Source organism: Streptomyces hainanensis, assembly GCF_004348415.1.
GTDB classification, from domain to species: domain Bacteria; phylum Actinomycetota; class Actinomycetes; order Streptomycetales; family Streptomycetaceae; genus Streptomyces; species Streptomyces hainanensis.
In genome coordinates, this window is the sequence record NZ_SMKI01000137.1 from 1 (window position 1) to 16,217 (window position 16,217).

General features: G+C 71.5%; 15 protein-coding genes and 1 pseudogene. 6 read left to right on the forward strand and 10 right to left on the reverse strand.

Annotated features, from left to right (window positions below; translation table 11 throughout):
* Positions 1-995: 4-hydroxythreonine-4-phosphate dehydrogenase PdxA (locus tag E1283_RS14920; RefSeq protein ID WP_207930405.1), on the forward strand; the 995-nt coding region annotated here is incomplete at its 5' end.
* Here E1283_RS14920 and trxA read toward each other — a convergent pair.
* The 5 genes from trxA to E1283_RS14945 form a co-directional block, all read right to left on the reverse strand.
* Positions 992-1,336 (reverse strand): thioredoxin, encoded by a 345-nt coding sequence (trxA, locus tag E1283_RS14925; RefSeq protein WP_132818517.1) that lies wholly within the window; start codon positions 1,334-1,336, stop codon positions 992-994. The genes E1283_RS14920 and trxA overlap by 4 nt on opposite strands.
* On the reverse strand, positions 1,333-1,770 hold the full coding sequence (locus E1283_RS14930) for a MerR family transcriptional regulator (protein ID WP_132818518.1): 438 nt from the start codon (positions 1,768-1,770) through the stop codon (positions 1,333-1,335). The genes trxA and E1283_RS14930 overlap by 4 nt, the downstream gene beginning before the upstream one ends.
* Positions 1,771-2,033: 263 nt before the next feature.
* Positions 2,034-2,783, reverse strand: coding sequence for a hypothetical protein (locus E1283_RS14935; protein ID WP_243744849.1), 750 nt, complete (start codon positions 2,781-2,783; stop codon positions 2,034-2,036).
* Positions 2,784-2,848: 65 nt separating this feature from the next.
* Positions 2,849-3,760: a radical SAM/SPASM domain-containing protein gene (locus E1283_RS14940; RefSeq protein WP_132818519.1), complete on the reverse strand. Its 912-nt coding sequence runs from the start codon at positions 3,758-3,760 to the stop codon at positions 2,849-2,851.
* Positions 3,757-4,182 (reverse strand): ATP-binding protein, encoded by a 426-nt coding sequence (locus E1283_RS14945; RefSeq protein WP_132818520.1) that lies wholly within the window; start codon positions 4,180-4,182, stop codon positions 3,757-3,759. Before E1283_RS14945 ends, E1283_RS14940 begins: the two co-directional genes overlap by 4 nt.
* 160 nt (positions 4,183-4,342) lie before the next feature.
* Here E1283_RS14945 and E1283_RS14950 point away from each other — a divergent pair, with 160 nt between their 5' ends.
* From E1283_RS14950 to E1283_RS14965, 4 genes are all read left to right on the forward strand, one after another.
* Entirely contained in the window at positions 4,343-5,596 is a 1,254-nt protein-coding gene (locus E1283_RS14950; protein ID WP_243744850.1) for a helix-turn-helix domain-containing protein, read from the forward strand.
* Between the two features lie 11 nt (positions 5,597-5,607).
* Positions 5,608-6,156 (forward strand): GNAT family N-acetyltransferase, encoded by a 549-nt coding sequence (locus E1283_RS14955; protein WP_132818521.1) that lies wholly within the window; start codon positions 5,608-5,610, stop codon positions 6,154-6,156.
* Between the two features lie 207 nt (positions 6,157-6,363).
* Positions 6,364-7,611, forward strand: coding sequence for a DUF4032 domain-containing protein (locus E1283_RS14960; RefSeq protein ID WP_132818522.1), 1,248 nt, complete (start codon positions 6,364-6,366; stop codon positions 7,609-7,611).
* 92 nt (positions 7,612-7,703) lie between these two features.
* Complete coding sequence (locus E1283_RS14965) at positions 7,704-8,627, forward strand: lysylphosphatidylglycerol synthase transmembrane domain-containing protein (protein WP_425086176.1); 924 nt, start codon at positions 7,704-7,706, stop codon at positions 8,625-8,627.
* 37 nt (positions 8,628-8,664) lie between these two features.
* Here the strand turns inward: E1283_RS14965 and E1283_RS14970 are convergent, their stop codons facing one another.
* The 3 genes from E1283_RS14970 to E1283_RS14980 form a co-directional block, all read right to left on the reverse strand.
* Positions 8,665-10,236: an alkaline phosphatase D family protein gene (locus tag E1283_RS14970; RefSeq protein WP_207930406.1), complete on the reverse strand. Its 1,572-nt coding sequence runs from the start codon at positions 10,234-10,236 to the stop codon at positions 8,665-8,667.
* Positions 10,237-10,362: 126 nt separating this feature from the next.
* On the reverse strand, positions 10,363-11,325 hold the full coding sequence (locus E1283_RS14975; protein ID WP_425086177.1) for an arabinan endo-1,5-alpha-L-arabinosidase: 963 nt from the start codon (positions 11,323-11,325) through the stop codon (positions 10,363-10,365).
* 87 nt (positions 11,326-11,412) lie between these two features.
* On the reverse strand, positions 11,413-13,020 hold the full coding sequence (locus E1283_RS14980) for an alkaline phosphatase D family protein (protein WP_132818523.1): 1,608 nt from the start codon (positions 13,018-13,020) through the stop codon (positions 11,413-11,415).
* A 351-nt stretch (positions 13,021-13,371) separates the two neighbouring features.
* On the opposite strand from E1283_RS14980, the pseudogene E1283_RS14985 reads away from it, so the two are divergent.
* Positions 13,372-14,922 (forward strand): annotated as a pseudogene (locus E1283_RS14985) (alkaline phosphatase D family protein); the annotation flags it as partial.
* Here E1283_RS14985 and E1283_RS14990 read toward each other — a convergent pair.
* On the reverse strand, positions 14,869-15,444 hold the full coding sequence (locus E1283_RS14990) for a TerD family protein (protein ID WP_132818531.1): 576 nt from the start codon (positions 15,442-15,444) through the stop codon (positions 14,869-14,871). The pseudogene E1283_RS14985 and the gene E1283_RS14990 sit on opposite strands and share 54 nt — an antisense overlap.
* A gap of 100 nt (positions 15,445-15,544) precedes the next feature.
* Positions 15,545-16,000, reverse strand: coding sequence for a tellurite resistance TerB family protein (locus E1283_RS14995; RefSeq protein WP_132818524.1), 456 nt, complete (start codon positions 15,998-16,000; stop codon positions 15,545-15,547).
* Positions 16,001-16,217 lie beyond the last annotated feature (217 nt).

Sequence of the window (16,217 nt, forward strand, 5' to 3'; positions counted from 1 at the left end):
CCGCCCCGCCCCGCCCCCGCGTCGCCGTCACCCTCGGCGACCCGGCCGGCATCGGCCCCGAACTCGTCGCCCGGCTGCTCGCCCAGCCGGAGACCACGGCCACCGCCGACCTGCTGCTCATCTCCGACCCGGCCGAACTCGCCCTCGCCGAGGCCGACTCGGGCCTCGCCATCGACTACGCCACCACGCCCACCGAGGGCCGGCCGCTGCTGGTCGACAACTCCACCAGGCGGCCCGCCGGGGAGTTCGAGCGCCGGAAGGCGACCGAGGCCGGCGGGCGCTGGGCGATGGACAACCTGCGGGTCGCCCTCGACCTGGCCGCCAAGGGCGAGGTGGACGCCATCCTCTTCGCCCCGCTCAACAAGTCCTCGCTCCACCTGGCCGGCCTCGCCGAGAGCGACGAACTGCGCTGGTTCGAGACGGTACTCGGCGTCGAGGGCTTCACCTCCGAGCTCAACGTGCTGCCCGGGCTCTGGACCTCCCGCGTCACCTCGCACGTCTCCATCGCCGAGGTGGACGCCGGCGTCACCCGCGACCGGGTGGCCGCGGCCGGCCGGCTGCTCGACTCGGTGCTGCGCGGCGGCGCCGGCATCGCCGCGCCCCGGATCGGAGTCTGCGCGCTCAACCCGCACGCGGGCGAGAGCGGCCGCTTCGGCCGGCACGAGATCGACATCATCGCCCCGGCCGTCGACGACCTGCGCGCCGCCGGGGTCGACGCCACCGGACCCTTCCCGTCCGACACGATCTTCCTGCGGGCGCGCGCCGGCGACTTCGACGGGGTCCTGACCATGTACCACGACCAGGGCCAGATCGCGATGAAGCTGATGGGCTTCGACGGCGGCGTCACCATCGCCGGCGGCCTGCCGGTGCCGATCTGCACCCCGGCCCACGGCACCGCCTTCGACCTGGTCGGCCGGCGCGCCGCCACCATGGGCTCGATGGACAACGCCTTCGCGCTGGCCACCCGCCTCGGCCTGGCGGCCAGGTTGGGTTAGGCGGGGAGCTCGTCCGCGAGCTCCGCCAGCAGCCGCCGCTTGGGGCGGGCGCCGACCAGCGACTTCACCGGCTCGCCGCCCCGGAACAGCATCAGCGTCGGCATGGACATCACCCCGTAGGCGGCCGTGGTGGCCGGGTTGTGGTCCACGTCGATCGAGACCACCCGCAACCGGCCGGCCTCCTCCCGCGCCACCTCGTCGAGCACCGGCGCGATCATCCGGCACGGCGGGCACCAGTCGGCGGTGAAGTCCACCAGCACCGGCAGGTCGGCCGACGCCACGAGCACCTCGGCGTCGAACGTCTCGTCCGTGATGGCCGGCACGGCCTGGGTGTGGGTCATGACAGGTGCTCCTCGTCGTGGTCGTGGTCGTGGTGGGTCAGTTCGCAGCGCGGCGCCGGGCCGCCCGGCACCCGGGCCCCGGCCGCCAGCTCGGCGGCGGCCAGCTGGGTGCCGAGCGTCGCCCGCAGCGCCGTCAGCTGCCCCAGGTAGTCGTCGAGCTCAGCCAGCTTGCGTCGGTAGACCGCGAGCGAGGCCGGGCAGACGTCCCCGGCCGGCTCGCCGGACCGCAGGCAGTCCACGAACGGCCGGGTCTCCTCCAGCTCGAAGCCGAAGTCCCGCAGCGTCTGGATCTGCCGCAGCTGCCGCAGGTCGTCCTCGTCGTAGCTGCGGTAGCCGTTCGCGGCGCGCCGGGCCCGCAGCAGCCCGCGCGACTCGTAGTAGCGCAGGGTCCGCGTCGTGGTCCCCGCGCGCTTCGCCAGCTCACCGATCCGCATACCTCCCGACGGTAAACCTTCACGTCGACGTTCAGGCAAGCCGCGATGCCTGCGGCGTCACGGTGACGCCTCGGTGTCGGGCCCAGGCTTCGGCCGCCTCGGCCAGCGCCCGCAGCCACGACTCCTCGGGCCGGCGAAGAGCAAACCGCCAGGACATCCGCACGTCGGCGGCGGCGAAGGCGTCGATCGCCAGCGGATCGGCCTTCGCCCAAGCCCCCGCAGCGCGCCGCCCAGGACTCTGCGGACGCGGATAGCGCGTCCCCCTACCGAATGGGCTCCACCGTGACGCCTCTGTGTCGGGCCCAGGTCTCAGCGGCCTCGGCGACCGCCCGCCGGCCTTGCCTGTCCGGTCTGCGGTCTGCCATCTCCTGCCACATCCGCATCGTGGCGGCGGCGAAGACATCGATCCCCTCCGGGTTCGCGTCCCGCCAGGCCGCGCAGCCGGCTCCCCACGATTCCGCGGCCGCGGGGCTGTGTCCGGCCGCCACCAGTTGGACGACGATCTGTGCCGGATCGATGAACCCGGCCCCTCGGGTGGGCCACCCCCAGTCCACCACCCAGGCCCGGTCCGCGCCCACGATCAGGTTCTCCTGATGGAGGTCCGCGTGCAGGAGGGCATCCCCGCGGAGGAGTTCGGCCTCCGACGGGGCGGAGAGAAAGCGGTCCCACCGGGTCTCGGTCCAGTCGCGCGCGGCTTGCGGGGGCCTCACTGTTCCGATCTCGTCCACGAGTTCGCGGACCACGGGCAGATCCGCCGAGCCGGGCGCGAAGTCCGCCGGCCGCCCGTGCAGCACATCGAAGCCGAGGGCGATCCATTCCCCGTCCTCCGCGTCCCAGAGCAGTCGGGCGGACAACGGTCCCGCGAGTGGCGTGACCAGCTTCTCGCGCAGGATGGATTCCCGCCGCCAGCCGTGGTTCGGCTCCGCCTTGACGAAGACTGGCCCCTTCGCGCATTCCAGGACCGCCGTGAGGCCCGGCTCCTTTCCATCCCCGATGGGCCGGAACTCGTTCACGCGTCCGGTGTGCGGGTGAATCAACGATTCGACCCCGGGGGGCATGCCGTCTGTCATGAGATCTCTCACCGGAATGGGCCGCACGGATCACTGGGATAACCGGGCCTGCATTCCCCCTGATCAGGCGGGCAGGGAACGGGGAAATCCCCCTTCGGGGCGCAGGGCGTCTGGGCAGGGTAGCAGGGCGTTTGATCGGGATAGCAGCGCTGATCCGGGGCGCACTTCTCGGGCCGAACCGCCCTGCGGATGGTGGCGGTGGCATCGGTCATGAGTGCGCCGTCGAGGATGGCCGCCAGCGGGGCGGCCTTGACGTTTCCCACCGTCAGCCAGTCGGAGAAGACGCAGGGTGAGACCTCGCCGTCCGGGCCGATGGCGGCTCTGCCGTCCCCGCACCGACCGCAGAGCCCGCTTGGGTCCGGCGCCCGTTCCCCGGCTCCGCGCCCGAAGGGGCGCACGTGATCCACCCCGATCGTCGTCACCCCGATGTTCTGTAGCTCCGACCGCGCCTCGCCTACTCGCTGGTCCTCGTCGGTCGCGATGATGCCGACCCTCAATGGGATGCCCAGATGGACCGCCTTCTCGATGTTCGCCCGGGTTCGTGCGTGGCTCGGTCGGCGGGTCATCGCGTTGTGTTCGGCGGCTTGGTCGGAGTAGTACGAGGTCGCGAGCGAGACGCCGGGGCGCTGGAGCAGCCGCCACCACGCGTCGGTGATGTGCACCAGGTTGCTGTACACCTCCACGGCCAGTCCGGCGGCCAGGGCGTGGTTCACCAGCTCTGCCGCGTGTGGGTGCAGGGTGGGCTCCCCGCCGATGAGTTGGACGTGTCGTACGTCGCAGTCGGCGGCCTGGTCCAGCACGTCGATCCAGTCCGAGCGGCCCATGACGCCGTGGGTGCCGTCCGGTCCCGAGGCGTTGTAGCAGTGCACGCAGCTGAGCTGGCACTTCCGCGTGAGGTCCAGCCAGAGAAAGCGCGTCATCGCGACGCCTCCCGCAGCCGGCAGGCGAACCAGACGATCTTGCCGACGCGCGGATGGGTGGCCTCCCACCCGAACCGATCGGCCATCTCGCGCAGCAGCCACAGCCCTCGGCCGGAGTCGGCGTCCGCCTGCGGCCTGCCGACGACCGGAAATTCCGATGACCGGTCGAAGACCTGAACCACGGCCTCTCCGCCGACGCGGACGATCCGCAGATAGCACTGTGGGCACTCCACATGGCGGATGATGTTCGACAGCAGCTCCGAGACCCCGAGCCGCGCCACCTCGATGGCCGCCGGCGAGGCGTCCCACCCACGGAACACGTCGGCCACCGCCCGTCGCCACAGCTCTATCTCCTGGGCACGGGCCACCAACGACCATCCGTACACGTGCTGTTCCCTGGCGACTCCCGCGGCGGCCTGCATGGCACCTCCGAGGCTCTGGTGTGACGACGGGTTCCTGTGCCAGTGAACGACCGGCCGCTACGGAATGTCAGGAACAATCGACGCTGCGCGCAGGACCTCGAACCGGAAATTTCCGCCGCGCACGTTCGGCCCTCAGGGGCTCTGCGACTACCTTGAGTGCGTGGCCGGTAACAGCACCCTCAAAGCGCGTATGGCGGAAGCTGGCTTCACGCAGACAGAACTGGCCGAGGCGGTGAACGCCATCCTGCAGGCGGACGGGCATCTGGGGACGGTCGGTGACCGCACCGTGCGCAATTGGTTGACGGGTAGGACACGTTGGCCGCATCGAAGGCAACGGGTCGCGTTGGAGGCAGTATTCAATTGCCCAGTTACCGAGTTGGGCTTCGCTCCCAGACGCGAAGTCTCGCGCCCGGCACCACCGGAGGCATCAGTGCTTCGCCGCCGCTTCATCAGCACATCCGCTCACATGGCCATGGCTCATGCCGCAGGTGCAACCCATTCCGCCCGCCCACGCGTGGGCTCGGGTGACGTGCAGCGGCTGTTGTCCAAGTTCGCTGCCATCGTCGCCAGCGATCATCGTTATGGCGGCAAGCTGACCATCGAAGCCCAGGCTGCGGCTCTGGCGGGAGAAGCCCTCACGCTTCAGGAACGCGGCAACGCGAGCCAGCGCGTTCGCGCGGCCCTGTACGCCTGCGCGGCCTCCTTCACGTCGAGTGCCATGTGGGCCGCGATCGACGGGCGGCGTTTCGACGCGGCGCAACGGCACTTCGCTCGTGCCGCGAGTCTCGCGGCCCTGTCGGGCGAGCCGACGATCCAGTTCCGGATCTGGTCTCACGCCGGAAGTCTGTACCGTCATCTTGGGCGCCCCGCAGACGCGTTGGCGGCGAACGACGTGGCCCGTCGCGCCACTCTCACGCGGCGAGATCCCATGTTCGCCTCTCTGGGACATGCCCGGCACGCGGCCATTCATGGGCTCAGGGGCGACTCCCGAGCCGTGCGGCAACTCCTGGGCAACGCCCAGGACGCGCTGCAACGGGCCGATTCCGGCGAGTCCCGGCCGGTCTGGATGAACGCCTTCTACGACCAAGCCGAGTTGGAAAGCCTCGCGGTGGCAGCGCATCTGGCGTTGGGAAGCTACGAAGACGCCGAAGCACACGCGCATCGCAGCCTGGCCCTCTTGAAGCCGGCGATGCAGCGCTCGCGGGCTATCACCACAACACGTCTCGCGCAGGCGCAACTCGGACAAGGCGAGGTTGAGAGGGCCGTAGCAACCGCCATGTCCATCCCCAACGAGCCATCGGGCCAGCATCCCCGAATCACCAGCATGCTGGACGAGTTCGACACGGGCCTGCGCGTCGCCGCTCCCTCAAGCCAGGCAGCCCGCATCTGGAATCAGTACTTCCGAGAGACGTGAAGGGAATCATCGTGGCCACCACTGTCGAACTTCGCTGCACTTCCGACATCGACGCTGTCTGGACCGTCCTCATCGAGGTGTATGCCGAGGTGCGAGCTGACAAACTCCATCTGCCGCACTACTCCGTGGAGAGATTCGGCGAACGGCTCGCGCGACACGCGTCCGAACCAGGGTGGGAGGCGCTGATCGCGTTCGACGGCGACGAACCAGTCGGATACGCCTACGGCAATGCCATCGAGCCAGACGATCGCTGGTGGCGTCGGATGGCGACTCCGGTGCCGAGTGGCTGCGCTGACAAGTCCACGATGGCGTTCAAGGAGATCATGCTGCGGGCTCCCTGGCGTGGCCTGGGCATTGCTCGGCGCATTCATGACGCGCTCCTCGAAGGCAGGCCGGAGGAACAGGTCACGCTCCTGGTCAATCCCCTGGCTGGGAACGGCAAGGTCAAGGCCCTCTACGAGTCGTGGGGGTACACCGAGATCAGTTCCCAGCAGCCCTCACCGGACGGGCCCGTCCTCACGGCCATGGTGCGGCCGACGCGGGCCGCGGCCCCGCGCTGAACAGACGAGGGCATGCGGGCCGAGGAGACCGCCGACGTGGTCGCCGAGGCCCGTGCGGCCGGCATCCCGGTGGACGTGGTGTGGCCGGTAGGCGCCGCGCGGCGCGGCTGACCGGCAGCGCCTGCCGCGTGGCGGCCCCGCGCCGGCCGGGAAACTTTACGTCGACATAGCGGCAAACCGCCGGCACCCGTGGCGCAGACTGGGGTCATGGACCTGCAGATCACCGCCACCGACCCCGAGCACCCGATCACGCTTCTCGACCTGCCCTGGGACGTGCCGCTGACCGACTGGCCGGAGAAGCACCTCGTCTCGCTGCCGCGCGGCATCTCCCGGCACGTGGTGCGGTTCGCGCGGGCCGGTGGCGAGGTGGTCGCGGTCAAGGAGGTCGGCGAGTGGGCGGCGGTCCGCGAGTACGGGCTGCTGCGCGACCTCGACCGGCTGGCCATCCCGGCCGTCGACCCGGTGGCCGTCGTCACCGGCCGGTACGACGCCGACGGCGAGCCGCTCGAACCCGTGCTGATCACCCGGCAGCTCAAGGGGTCGCTGCCCTACCGGTCCATGTTCGAGACGACCATGCGTCCCACCACCATCAAGCGGCTGCTGGACGCGCTGGCCGTGCTGCTGGTCCGGCTGCACCTCAACGGCTTCGCCTGGGGCGACTGCTCGCTCTCCAACACCCTCTTCCGCCGCGACGCCGGCGCCTACGCCGCCTACCTGGTCGACGCCGAGACCGGCCAGATCCAGCCCCAGCTCTCCCGGGGCCAGCGCGAGTACGACCTGGAGGTGGCCCGGGTCAACATCGCCGGCGAGCTGATGGACCTGGAGGCCGGCGGCTCCCTGCACCCCTCCGTCGACCCGGTGCCGTTCGGCGACGAGATCTGCGAGCGCTACGGCGAGCTGTGGCACGAGCTGACCCGCACCTCCGTCTACCCCAGGGACAAGCGCCACCACATCGACCGGCGGATAAGGCGGCTCAACGACCTGGGCTTCGACGTCGCCGAGATGCAGATCAAGCGCTCCCCGGACGGCGACGCGGTCACCTTCCTGCCCAAGGTCGTCGACGCCGGCCACCACCAGCGCCAGCTGATCCGGCTCACCGGCCTCGACGCCGAGGAGAACCAGGCCCGCAGCCTGCTGCGGGACCTGGAGACCTGGATGGCCACCCAGGACGACTACGCGCCCGGCGACCCGCTCGGCGCCCGCCCCGAGGTGCTGGCCCACCGCTGGGTGCGCGACGTGTTCCGGCCCGCGGTCCGCGCCATGCCGCGCGAGCTCCGGGACGGCGTCGACATCGCGCAGATCTACCACGAGCTGCTCGAACACCGGCTGCTGCTCTCCGAGCGGCGTCGCGAGGACGTCACCATGGAGGAGGCGGCCCGTGACTTCGCGGCGGGCCGCGGTGACCGGGGGCCGGGCGATCCGGACGGCGAGGAGGCAGTGGTATTCCCGGTCTGACCCCCCGCCCGAGCGGGGCGTGGTGTGCTCCCGACGTCTCCCCGTCATCGCCCGGATCACCCCGCGACACGTCGCGCCGCCATGCTCGTCGCGTGCTGCGCCGGATCCTCATGCTGCTGCCGATCGCCGCCGTGGCCGTCTGGCTGGTGTACCACCACGCGCACCTGACCTCGGGCGTCAGGCAGGCGCTCGACGGGAACGGCTACTGGATGCTGGCCGCGGTGGTCAGCACCCTGCTCGGCTGGGTCGCCGTCTCCTTCGCCCGCCAGGGCACGGTGCTCGAACGCCTGCCCGCCGGGCGGCTGTTGGTCACCCAGTTCGCCGCCGGGGCGGCCAACCACCTGCTGCCCTCCGGCATCGGCGCCGGTGCCGTCAACATCCGCTTCATGGCCCGCTGCGGCCTGCCGCCGGCCCGCTACTCGGCCGCGCTGGCCCTCTACTACCTGGCCGAGGGCGTCGCCCGGGTCGTCCTGCTGCTCGGGCTGCTGCTGGCCTTCCCGCGGGCGCTCCGCCTGGAGACCCTGCTGCCGGAACGGATCGGCCTGTCGCTGGTCGCCACCGTCTCGGTCACCGTGCTCGTCGTGATCGCCGCCGCGCTCGCCTGCGTGGGGCGGGTGCGGCGCGCCACGCTCACCTTCGTGCGGACCGCGCTCACCGACGTCCGCTCGCTGCACACCAGGCCGTCCCGGGTGCTCGCGCTGTGGGGCGGCTCCTTCGCCTTCCCGCTGCTCCAGGCGGCCGGCCTGGTGACGGTCGCCCTCGCGCTCGGGATGACGGTGCCGGTCGGCCACGTGGTGCTCGCCTACATGGCCGGCTCGGTGGTGGCGGCCATGGTGCCCTCGCCTGGCGGCATCGGCTCGGTCGACGCGGCCCTGGTGGTGGCGCTGGTGGCCACGGGCGCCACCGTGGGCGCCGCCACCGCCGCGGTGCTGGTCTACCGGGTGATCACGGTCTGGCTGCCGCTGCTGCCCGGCGCGCTGGTGCTCGGCGCCCTGGTCCGCTGGAAGGTGGTGTGAGTGGGGGCGCCGTGACCGGCGCCCCCACCCGCCCCGACTACTGGCCGACGCGGCCCGGCTGGAGCACCTTGGTGTAGAGCACGGCGCCGCCCAGCTCACGCAGCCGCACCGTGAGCTCGCCGCTCCCGCCGTCGATGTCCACCTCGCCGTAGAACTGGTAGCCCTCGGCCGGGGACACGTTGGCGCGCTCCGGCGCCTTGACGAAGACCCGCTCGGGGCCGAACGTCCCGTCCAGCGCGCTGGCGGGGAAGGCGCCGGCGTTGATCGGGCCCGTGACGAACTCCCAGAAGGGCTCGAAGTCGCCGAACGCCGCCCGGGACGGCTGGTAGTGCTGGGCCGAGGTGTGGTGCACGTCGGCGGTCAGCCACACCGTGCCGGTGATCCGGCGGTGCTTGACGAAGCGCAGCAGCTCGGCGATCTGGAGCTCCCGGCCGAGCGGCGCGCCCGGGTCGGCGTTGGCGATGGCCTCGAAGTCGGTGGCGCCGTCCGGTACGACGAGCCCGATCGGCATGTCGGCCGCGATCACCTTCCACACCGCCCGGGAGCGGGACAGCTCGGTCCTGAGCCAGCGCAGCTGCTCGGCGCCGAGGATGCCCTGCTCGTCGCGGGTCTGGTCGTTGGTGGAGTTGCGGTTCCGGTGGGTGCGCATGTCGAGCACGAACACGTCGAGCAGCGGCCCGTAGCGCACCACCCGGTGCACCCGGCCGTCGCGGGCGGGGCTGAGCGTGGGGATCGGGTAGTACTCGGCGAACGCCCGCCGGGCCCGGGACGCCAGCACGTCGACGGACTTCTCGGTGTAGCGGTCGTCGACCAGCAGTTCGCCCGGGTACCAGTTGTTGGTGACCTCGTGGTCGTCCCACTGGACGATCGCCGGAACCTGGGCGTTGAAGCGCCGCAGGTTGGCGTCCTCCAGGTTGTAGCGGAAGTTGCCCCGGTACTCGGCGAGGGTCTCGGCGACCTTGGCCTTCTCGGGGCGGGTGACGTTCCGCCACACCCGGCCGTCGGGCAGCGTCACGCTCTCGGTGAGCGGCCCGTCGGCGTAGATGGTGTCGCCGCTGAAGAGGAAGAAGTCCGGGTCGAGGCGGCGCATCTCCTCGAAGAGCCGGTAGCCGCCGAGCTCCTGGTTGATGCCCCAGCCCTGGCCGGCCAGGTCGCCCGACCAGACGAAGCCGACCCCGTCCCGGCGGTGGGCCGGCGCGGTGCGGAAGGTGCCGGTGACCGGCTCGCCGGCGCGGCGCGGGTCGTCCGGGTCCTCGAGCAGCACCCGGTAGTGCACCTGCTGGCCGTCCGGCAGGCCGCGCAGCGGGGTGGTGCCGGTGAAGTCGGTGCCGGGGCCGAGCAGCGGGCCGCGCCAGCGCTCGACGCGGCGGAACGACTCGGTCGCCGAGGTCTCCACGATCATCCGGGCCGGCCGGTCGGACCGCACCCAGACGAGACCCGAGGAGCTGGTGACGTCGCCGACCTGCACGCCCCAGCCGGCGGTCGGGCGGCCGGAGCGCGCCAGCGCCGGGGCGGTGCCGGCCAGGCCCGTGAGGGCGAGGCCGGCCGAGGCGGCGACGCCGCCGCGCAACATCGTTCTCCTGGACGGTCGCATCGAGGGCACCGACATGTGTGTTCTCCTGTCGTTCTGCTGTCTCACCAGACCGCAGCATGGTCCGGGGGCGTCCACGGCGGAGACACGCGGGCGGAACTCTCGGCGAACAGCGACCAACAGGACCGTGGGGACCGCGGGTCGTCAGTAGAGGACGGGCCAGCCGCTGCTCCAGTTGATGAGGTTCACGCCCAGCTTGGGCGCGCCGTTGTCCTGGCCGTCGTAGTAGTGGTAGACGAGCAGGTCGCCGTCGACGTCGTTCAGCACCGACTGGCCGCCGGGGCCGACGTACCGGCCCTGCGTCTCGCGGACCAGGGTGCCGCCGCCGTTCATCAGGTTGACGCCGTTGCGGTCCACGAACGGGCCGTTGGGGCTGGTGGAGCGGCCCACCTTGATGTGGTAGGTGCTGCTGGTGCCGGCGCAGCAGGTGCCGTAGGAGTTGAAGAGGTAGTAGTAGCCGTTGCGCTTCACCAGCGACGGACCCTCGATGCCGCCGCCCTGGGAGGCCAGGTTGTACACGGTGCGGTTGGTGGCGTGCCGCAGGCCGGTGGCCGGGTTGAGCTGGATCTGCTTGATCCCCGTCCACCAGGAGCCGAACGTCAGCCACCAGGTGCCGTTGTCGTCGACCAGCAGGTTGGGGTCGATGGCGTTGTGGTTGGAGCCGCTGGTGGTCGAGTAGACGATGCCGCGGTCGGTGAAGCTGCCGGGGCGGCCGGTGCTGGAGGTGGCCAGGCCGATCGCGGAGTGGCTGGAGCCGAAGCTGGAGACCGCGTAGTACAGCCAGTAGGTTCCGTTGTGGTACGAGATGTCGGGTGCCCAGGGGCTCTGCTCCGGCGAGTAGGTCGACCACCAGGACAGCGGGGAGTTGAAGGCCGAGCCCGCGTTGGCGAACGCGATCCGGTCCGACGAACTGCGGGCGTCCAGCCGGTTGTTGGAGCCGTAGAGCACATAGCCCGAGCTGGTTCTGATCATCGACGGGTCGTGGATGCCGACCGCGCCCGTCACCAGCCCGGGGTTGGGGTAGGCGACGGCGCTGCCGGGCGTCAGCAGCAGCATGGCGGCGGCCACCAGGGCCGCCGCCAGGACGCGGGACGGTAAACGGCGCACAGGGCTCACGGTGGCACTCCTCACCGGTGGGGAAGCTGTCACCGCTGAAGTGGTCGCGGGCCCGCCGAAGGTTGCCGCCCGGCCGCGCTACGCCGGCTCGACGCCGGGCCGCCCGTTCTCGACCCGGAGCCGGGCCAGCGTGCCGGCCGTGGCCCGCGGCTGCCGGACGGTGTCCACGGTCCGCACCTGGGCGTCGATCCCGTTCCGGTGGATGTCGAACAGGTGGTAGCCGCGGTGCGCGTCGAGCAGCTTCCAGTGCGGGTTGTCGGGCCGCCGAGGATCCCACTCGGCGCGGAACGCCTCCTGGTCCTGGTCGCCGTTGGCGCTGATCGACGTGCCGACGAACTCGGCGCCGACCACCTGGGACGACGGGTCACCGAAGTCCCGCCGCAGGTCGCTGACCATCGTCAGGTGGCGGTCCCCGGAGAGCACCACCGGGTTGCGGACGGCGGCGAACTCGCCGAGCAGCTCGTCGCGTTCCACCTGGTAGCCGTCCCAGGCGTCGTAGAACCACTGCTTGCCCTCGCCGACCAGCAGGTCGGTCTCGGCCATCATGATCTGCGAGCCGATCAGGTTCCAGCGGGCGGGGGAGCGGCGCAGCCCTTCGAGCATCCAGCGCTTCTGCTCGGCGCCCAGCATGGTCAGCAACGGGCTCCTGGCGCCTTCCTGGCTGGTGGCCTGGTCGCTGCGGTACTGCCGGGTGTCGAGCACCTGGAGCCTGGCGAGCCGCCCGAAGTCGAGGCGGCGGTGCGCCCTGATGTGCGGCCCCGAGGGCACGGCGGTGGCGCGCACCGGCATGTGCTCGTAGAACGCCTGGTAGGCGGCGGTGAGCCGGGCGACGAACGCGTCGCGCGGCTGCCGGTCCGGGTCCTGCGGGATCTCGCCCGCGAAGTCGTTGTCCACCTCGTGGTCGTCGAAGGTGACGATCCAGGGCGCCTCGGCGTGCATCCGCAGCAGGTCGGGGTCGCTGCGGTACTGGGCGTACCGGTTGCGGTACTGGACCAGCGAGTACGGCTCGCCCGCGCCCTCGTGGCGACGCACGGCGGTGGCCGACGGGGCGCTCTCGTAGATGTAGTCGCCGACGAACAGCACCGCGTCCACGTCCTGGTCGGCCATGTCGGCGTACGGGGTGAACCAGCCGTGCTGCCAGTTCTGGCAGGAGGCGAGCGCCAGCCGCAGCCGTCCCTCGGCGTGGGCCGGTGGCGCGGTGCGGGTGCGGCCGACGGGGGAGAGCTGGCGGCCCACCCGGAACCGGTACCAGTGGTCGCGGTGCGGGCGCAGGCCCCGGACGTCGACGTGCACGCTGTGCCCGAGCGCCGGCTCGGCCAGGACGGTGCCCCACCCGACGACCCGGCGGAACCTGGCGTCCTCGGCGATCTGCCAGTGCACGGTGAACGCCGTGTCGGGCATGCCGCCGCCGTTCAGCAGGTCGGGCGCGAGCCTGGTCCACAGCACCACGCCGTCCGGGAGGGGGTCGCCGGAGGCCACCCCGAGCGAGAACGCCCCGTCGGGCACCGGGGGCTCGGCGGGCGCGGCCGCCGTCCGGTCCGGCGCCGGAGCGGTTCTGGCGGTCTCCTCGACGGCGCCGGCGGGCCCGGCACCCGCCAGTTGCCCGAGCGCCGTGCTGCCGAGGGCCGTGGCGGCGGCGGTGAGAAAGCGGCGACGACCGGTGCCTGGTCCGGGGATGGTGGGCATGGCGGACATGGCGTCCCTTCCGGAGTGGGGAGAGTCACGCTTCCGGGTGAGACGGTGACAGCCGAGCGATACCGGTCCCTTAACGCGGGTGAACCGCGACCTTACGGCGCCATGTGGCGTGCCCCCCGCGGCAGTTGGCCACCCGGCCGAGCGGTGACCGAATCGGGGCGGAATGTTCCGTTCGCCCGGGCGACGCGCAAAGGCGTCGACTGTTCACCCACCGATCTCCGGCGCGACGGAACCGGCTGCTTGCATCGCGAGCCGGTGGAAGCGTTCCGGCGCCCGTCGTCGGAGACCGATATTGGAGTCACCTTGTCCCGCCCCCCACTGGATCGCCGCCGCCTGCTCGCCATGGCGGGCGGCACGGCCCTGGCCGCCGCCCTGCCGCTCTCCGGCGCCACGGCCGCGACCGTCAGGGAGTCCCCACGACTCACCGGGTACCCCTTCCCGCTCGGCGTCGCCTCCGGCGACCCGCTGCCCGACGGCGTGGTGCTGTGGACCAGGCTGGCCCCCGACCCGCTGGCGCCCGACGGGCGCGGCGGCATGCCCGAGGTGGCCGTGCCGGTGGACTGGCAGGTCGCCGCCGACCCCGGCTTCCGCCACGTCGTGCGCTCCGGCGTCGCCCGGGCCACGCCCGAGTTGGGGCACTCCGTGCACGTGGACGTGCGCGGCCTGCGCCCCGACCGCGAGTACTGGTACCGCTTCCGGGCCGCCCGGCAGCTGAGCGGGACCGGCCGCACCAGGACGGCGCCGGCCGCCGACACCGCCCTGAACTCGCTCACCTTCGGCTACCTCAGCTGCCAGAACTACTTCGAGGGCCACTTCACGGCGCTGCGGCACCTGGCCGACGAGGACCTGGACGTGGTGCTGCACCTCGGCGACTACCTCTACGAGATCAGCGAGCCGAGCGGGATCGGCCGCGACCACCTGCCCGTCGGCGAGCCCTACTCGCTCGCCGACTACCGGGTCCGCCACGGCCAGTACAAGACCGACCCCGACCTGCGGGCCGCGCACGCCGCCGCGCCCTGGATCGTCACCCTGGACGACCACGAGGTCGACAACGACTGGGCCGGCGACGTCGGCGGCGAGGGCGAGACCGGCGACGACTTCCTCGCGCAGCGGGCCGCGGCCTTCCAGGCGTACTACGAGCACCTGCCGCTGCGGCGGAGCGCGCTGCCCTCGGGCCCGCGCATGTCGCTGTACCGCCGCTTCGACTACGGCGACCTGGCCCGTTTCAACGTGCTCGACGGCCGGCAGTACCGGGACGACCAGGTCTGCTACGGCCCCGGCCGGGACCACGACTGCGCCGAGCGCCGCGCCACGGACCGGACCATGCTCGGCACGGAGCAGGAGCACTGGCTGGCCGAGGGGCTGCGCGACTCGGGCGCGGTCTGGGACGTGCTGGCCAACCAGGTGCTGATGATGCAGGCGGACGCCGCGGCCGGCCCGGAACGCGACTTCGGCATGGACACCTGGGACGGCTATGTGGCGGCCAGGGACCGGCTGTTCGGCGACGTGCTGCGGAACGGCGTCGACAACTTCGTGGTGTTGACGGGCGACGCGCACCGCAACCTGGCCGGCGACCTCAGGGCCGACTTCGACGACCCGGACTCCGCCACCGTGGGCGCCGAGTTCATGGCCACCTCCGTCACGTCCAGCGGCGACGGCGCCGACCACGACGAGTGGGGCCGCCGCTGGCTCGCCGAGAACCCGCACATGCGCTTCCACAACGGGCAGCGCGGCTACGGCCGTTGCCACGTGACCCGGGACGAGTGGCGGACCGACTACCGGGTGGTGCCGTACGTCAGCCGGCCCGGCGCCCCGGTCGTCAGCGGTCGTGCTCGGTGCTCAGACGTTGACGCCGTAGTCGGAGGCGATCCCGGCCAGGCCCGAGGCGTACCCCTGGCCCACGGCGCGGAACTTCCACTCGGTGCCGTGCCGGTAGAGCTCGCCGAAGATCATCGCCGTCTCGGTGGCCGCGTCCTCGCTGAGGTCGTAGCGGGCGATCTCCGCGTTGTCGGCCTGGTTGACCACGCGGATGAAGGCGTTGCGGATCTGGCCGAAGCTCTGCCCGCGCGCCACCGCGTCGTGGATGGAGACGGGGAAGACCACCGAGGTGATGTCGGCCGGCACGGTGGCCAGGTTCACCTTGATCGCCTCGTCGTCGCCCTCGCCCTCACCGGTGAGGTTGTCGCCGGTGTGCTCCACGGAGCCGTCGGGGCTGGTCAGGTTGTTGTAGAAGACGAAGTGCTGGTCGGAGACGACCTTGCCGGCCGCGGTGCACAGCAGCGCGCTGGCGTCCAGGTCGTAGTCGGCGCCCGTCGTCGTACGAACGTCCCAACCGAGCCCGACCACCACCGCGGTCAGACCCGGTGCCTCCTTGGTCAGCGAGACATTGCCGCCCTTGGAAAGGGATACTCCCACGCTCTCCTCCTCGATGCGTATGGGGTCGTAACACAGGTGCCCGCTCGGGCTCTCGTTATGAAATCTACAGCAGTGTCGAAATTGTCCTCGAGCGGGTCGCTCAGAGGTCGAACTCCGCGGGCGGCAACCCGAGCGCGAAGCAGGCCTCACGGACCACGCCACGCTCCTGCTCGTCGAAGTTCCCGTCCGCGCCGCCGATCACGATGCCGATCTGGATGACGGCCCGTGCCTCCGCCGGCTTCTTCTTGGCCTTGGCGACCTCCTGCAGGAGGCTGACCTTACCGAAGTCGAAGTCCGCGGTGAGCTTGTCGACGCAACTCTCGAAGCGCTGTTGCAGATCCGCCGCGTCGAAGTTCTGCAGCACCTCGTTGCTCGCGATCAACTGGGCCACGCGGCGGCGCTCGGCCGGGTCGATCGAGCCGTCCGCCGCGGCCACCAGGGCGCAGATCGCCATGCTCGCGTCGCGGAACGCCCCGCTCTTGAGGTCGTTCTTCTTGGCGTTGAGCTGAGTCTGCATCGTCGACGCGGACTCCTTGATGCGGTCCCACAGGGCCATGGAGGAACTCCGTTGATCGGCTGGAGAGTCACTTTCTACGGAAGTGTAGAACCAATGGTGGGGCCTGTGTGACGAGGGGCGCACGGGTGGGTGACGGGTGACGCGCGTAGTTTCGCGGGCCGCGTGGCAGGTACATATCAGTATCGAACGGCCGCCCGCCCGGGGGCCGTTCGCGCCGCGCGGCCGCGCCGCGCGGTGACCCCCACCACCCCGAAAG

Coding starts and splice junctions, on each gene's coding strand:
- trxA (WP_132818517.1), bottom strand. CDS start 1,336: ATGACCCACACCCAGGCCGTGCCGGCCATCACGGACGAGACGTTCGAC.
- E1283_RS14970 (WP_207930406.1), bottom strand. CDS start 10,236: ATGTCGGTGCCCTCGATGCGACCGTCCAGGAGAACGATGTTGCGCGGC.
- E1283_RS14930 (WP_132818518.1), bottom strand. CDS start 1,770: ATGCGGATCGGTGAGCTGGCGAAGCGCGCGGGGACCACGACGCGGACC.
- E1283_RS14945 (WP_132818520.1), bottom strand. CDS start 4,182: ATGCAGGCCGCCGCGGGAGTCGCCAGGGAACAGCACGTGTACGGATGG.
- E1283_RS14960 (WP_132818522.1), top strand. CDS start 6,364: ATGGACCTGCAGATCACCGCCACCGACCCCGAGCACCCGATCACGCTT.
- E1283_RS14940 (WP_132818519.1), bottom strand. CDS start 3,760: ATGACGCGCTTTCTCTGGCTGGACCTCACGCGGAAGTGCCAGCTCAGC.
- E1283_RS14980 (WP_132818523.1), bottom strand. CDS start 13,020: ATGCCCACCATCCCCGGACCAGGCACCGGTCGTCGCCGCTTTCTCACC.
- E1283_RS14995 (WP_132818524.1), bottom strand. CDS start 16,000: ATGGCCCTGTGGGACCGCATCAAGGAGTCCGCGTCGACGATGCAGACT.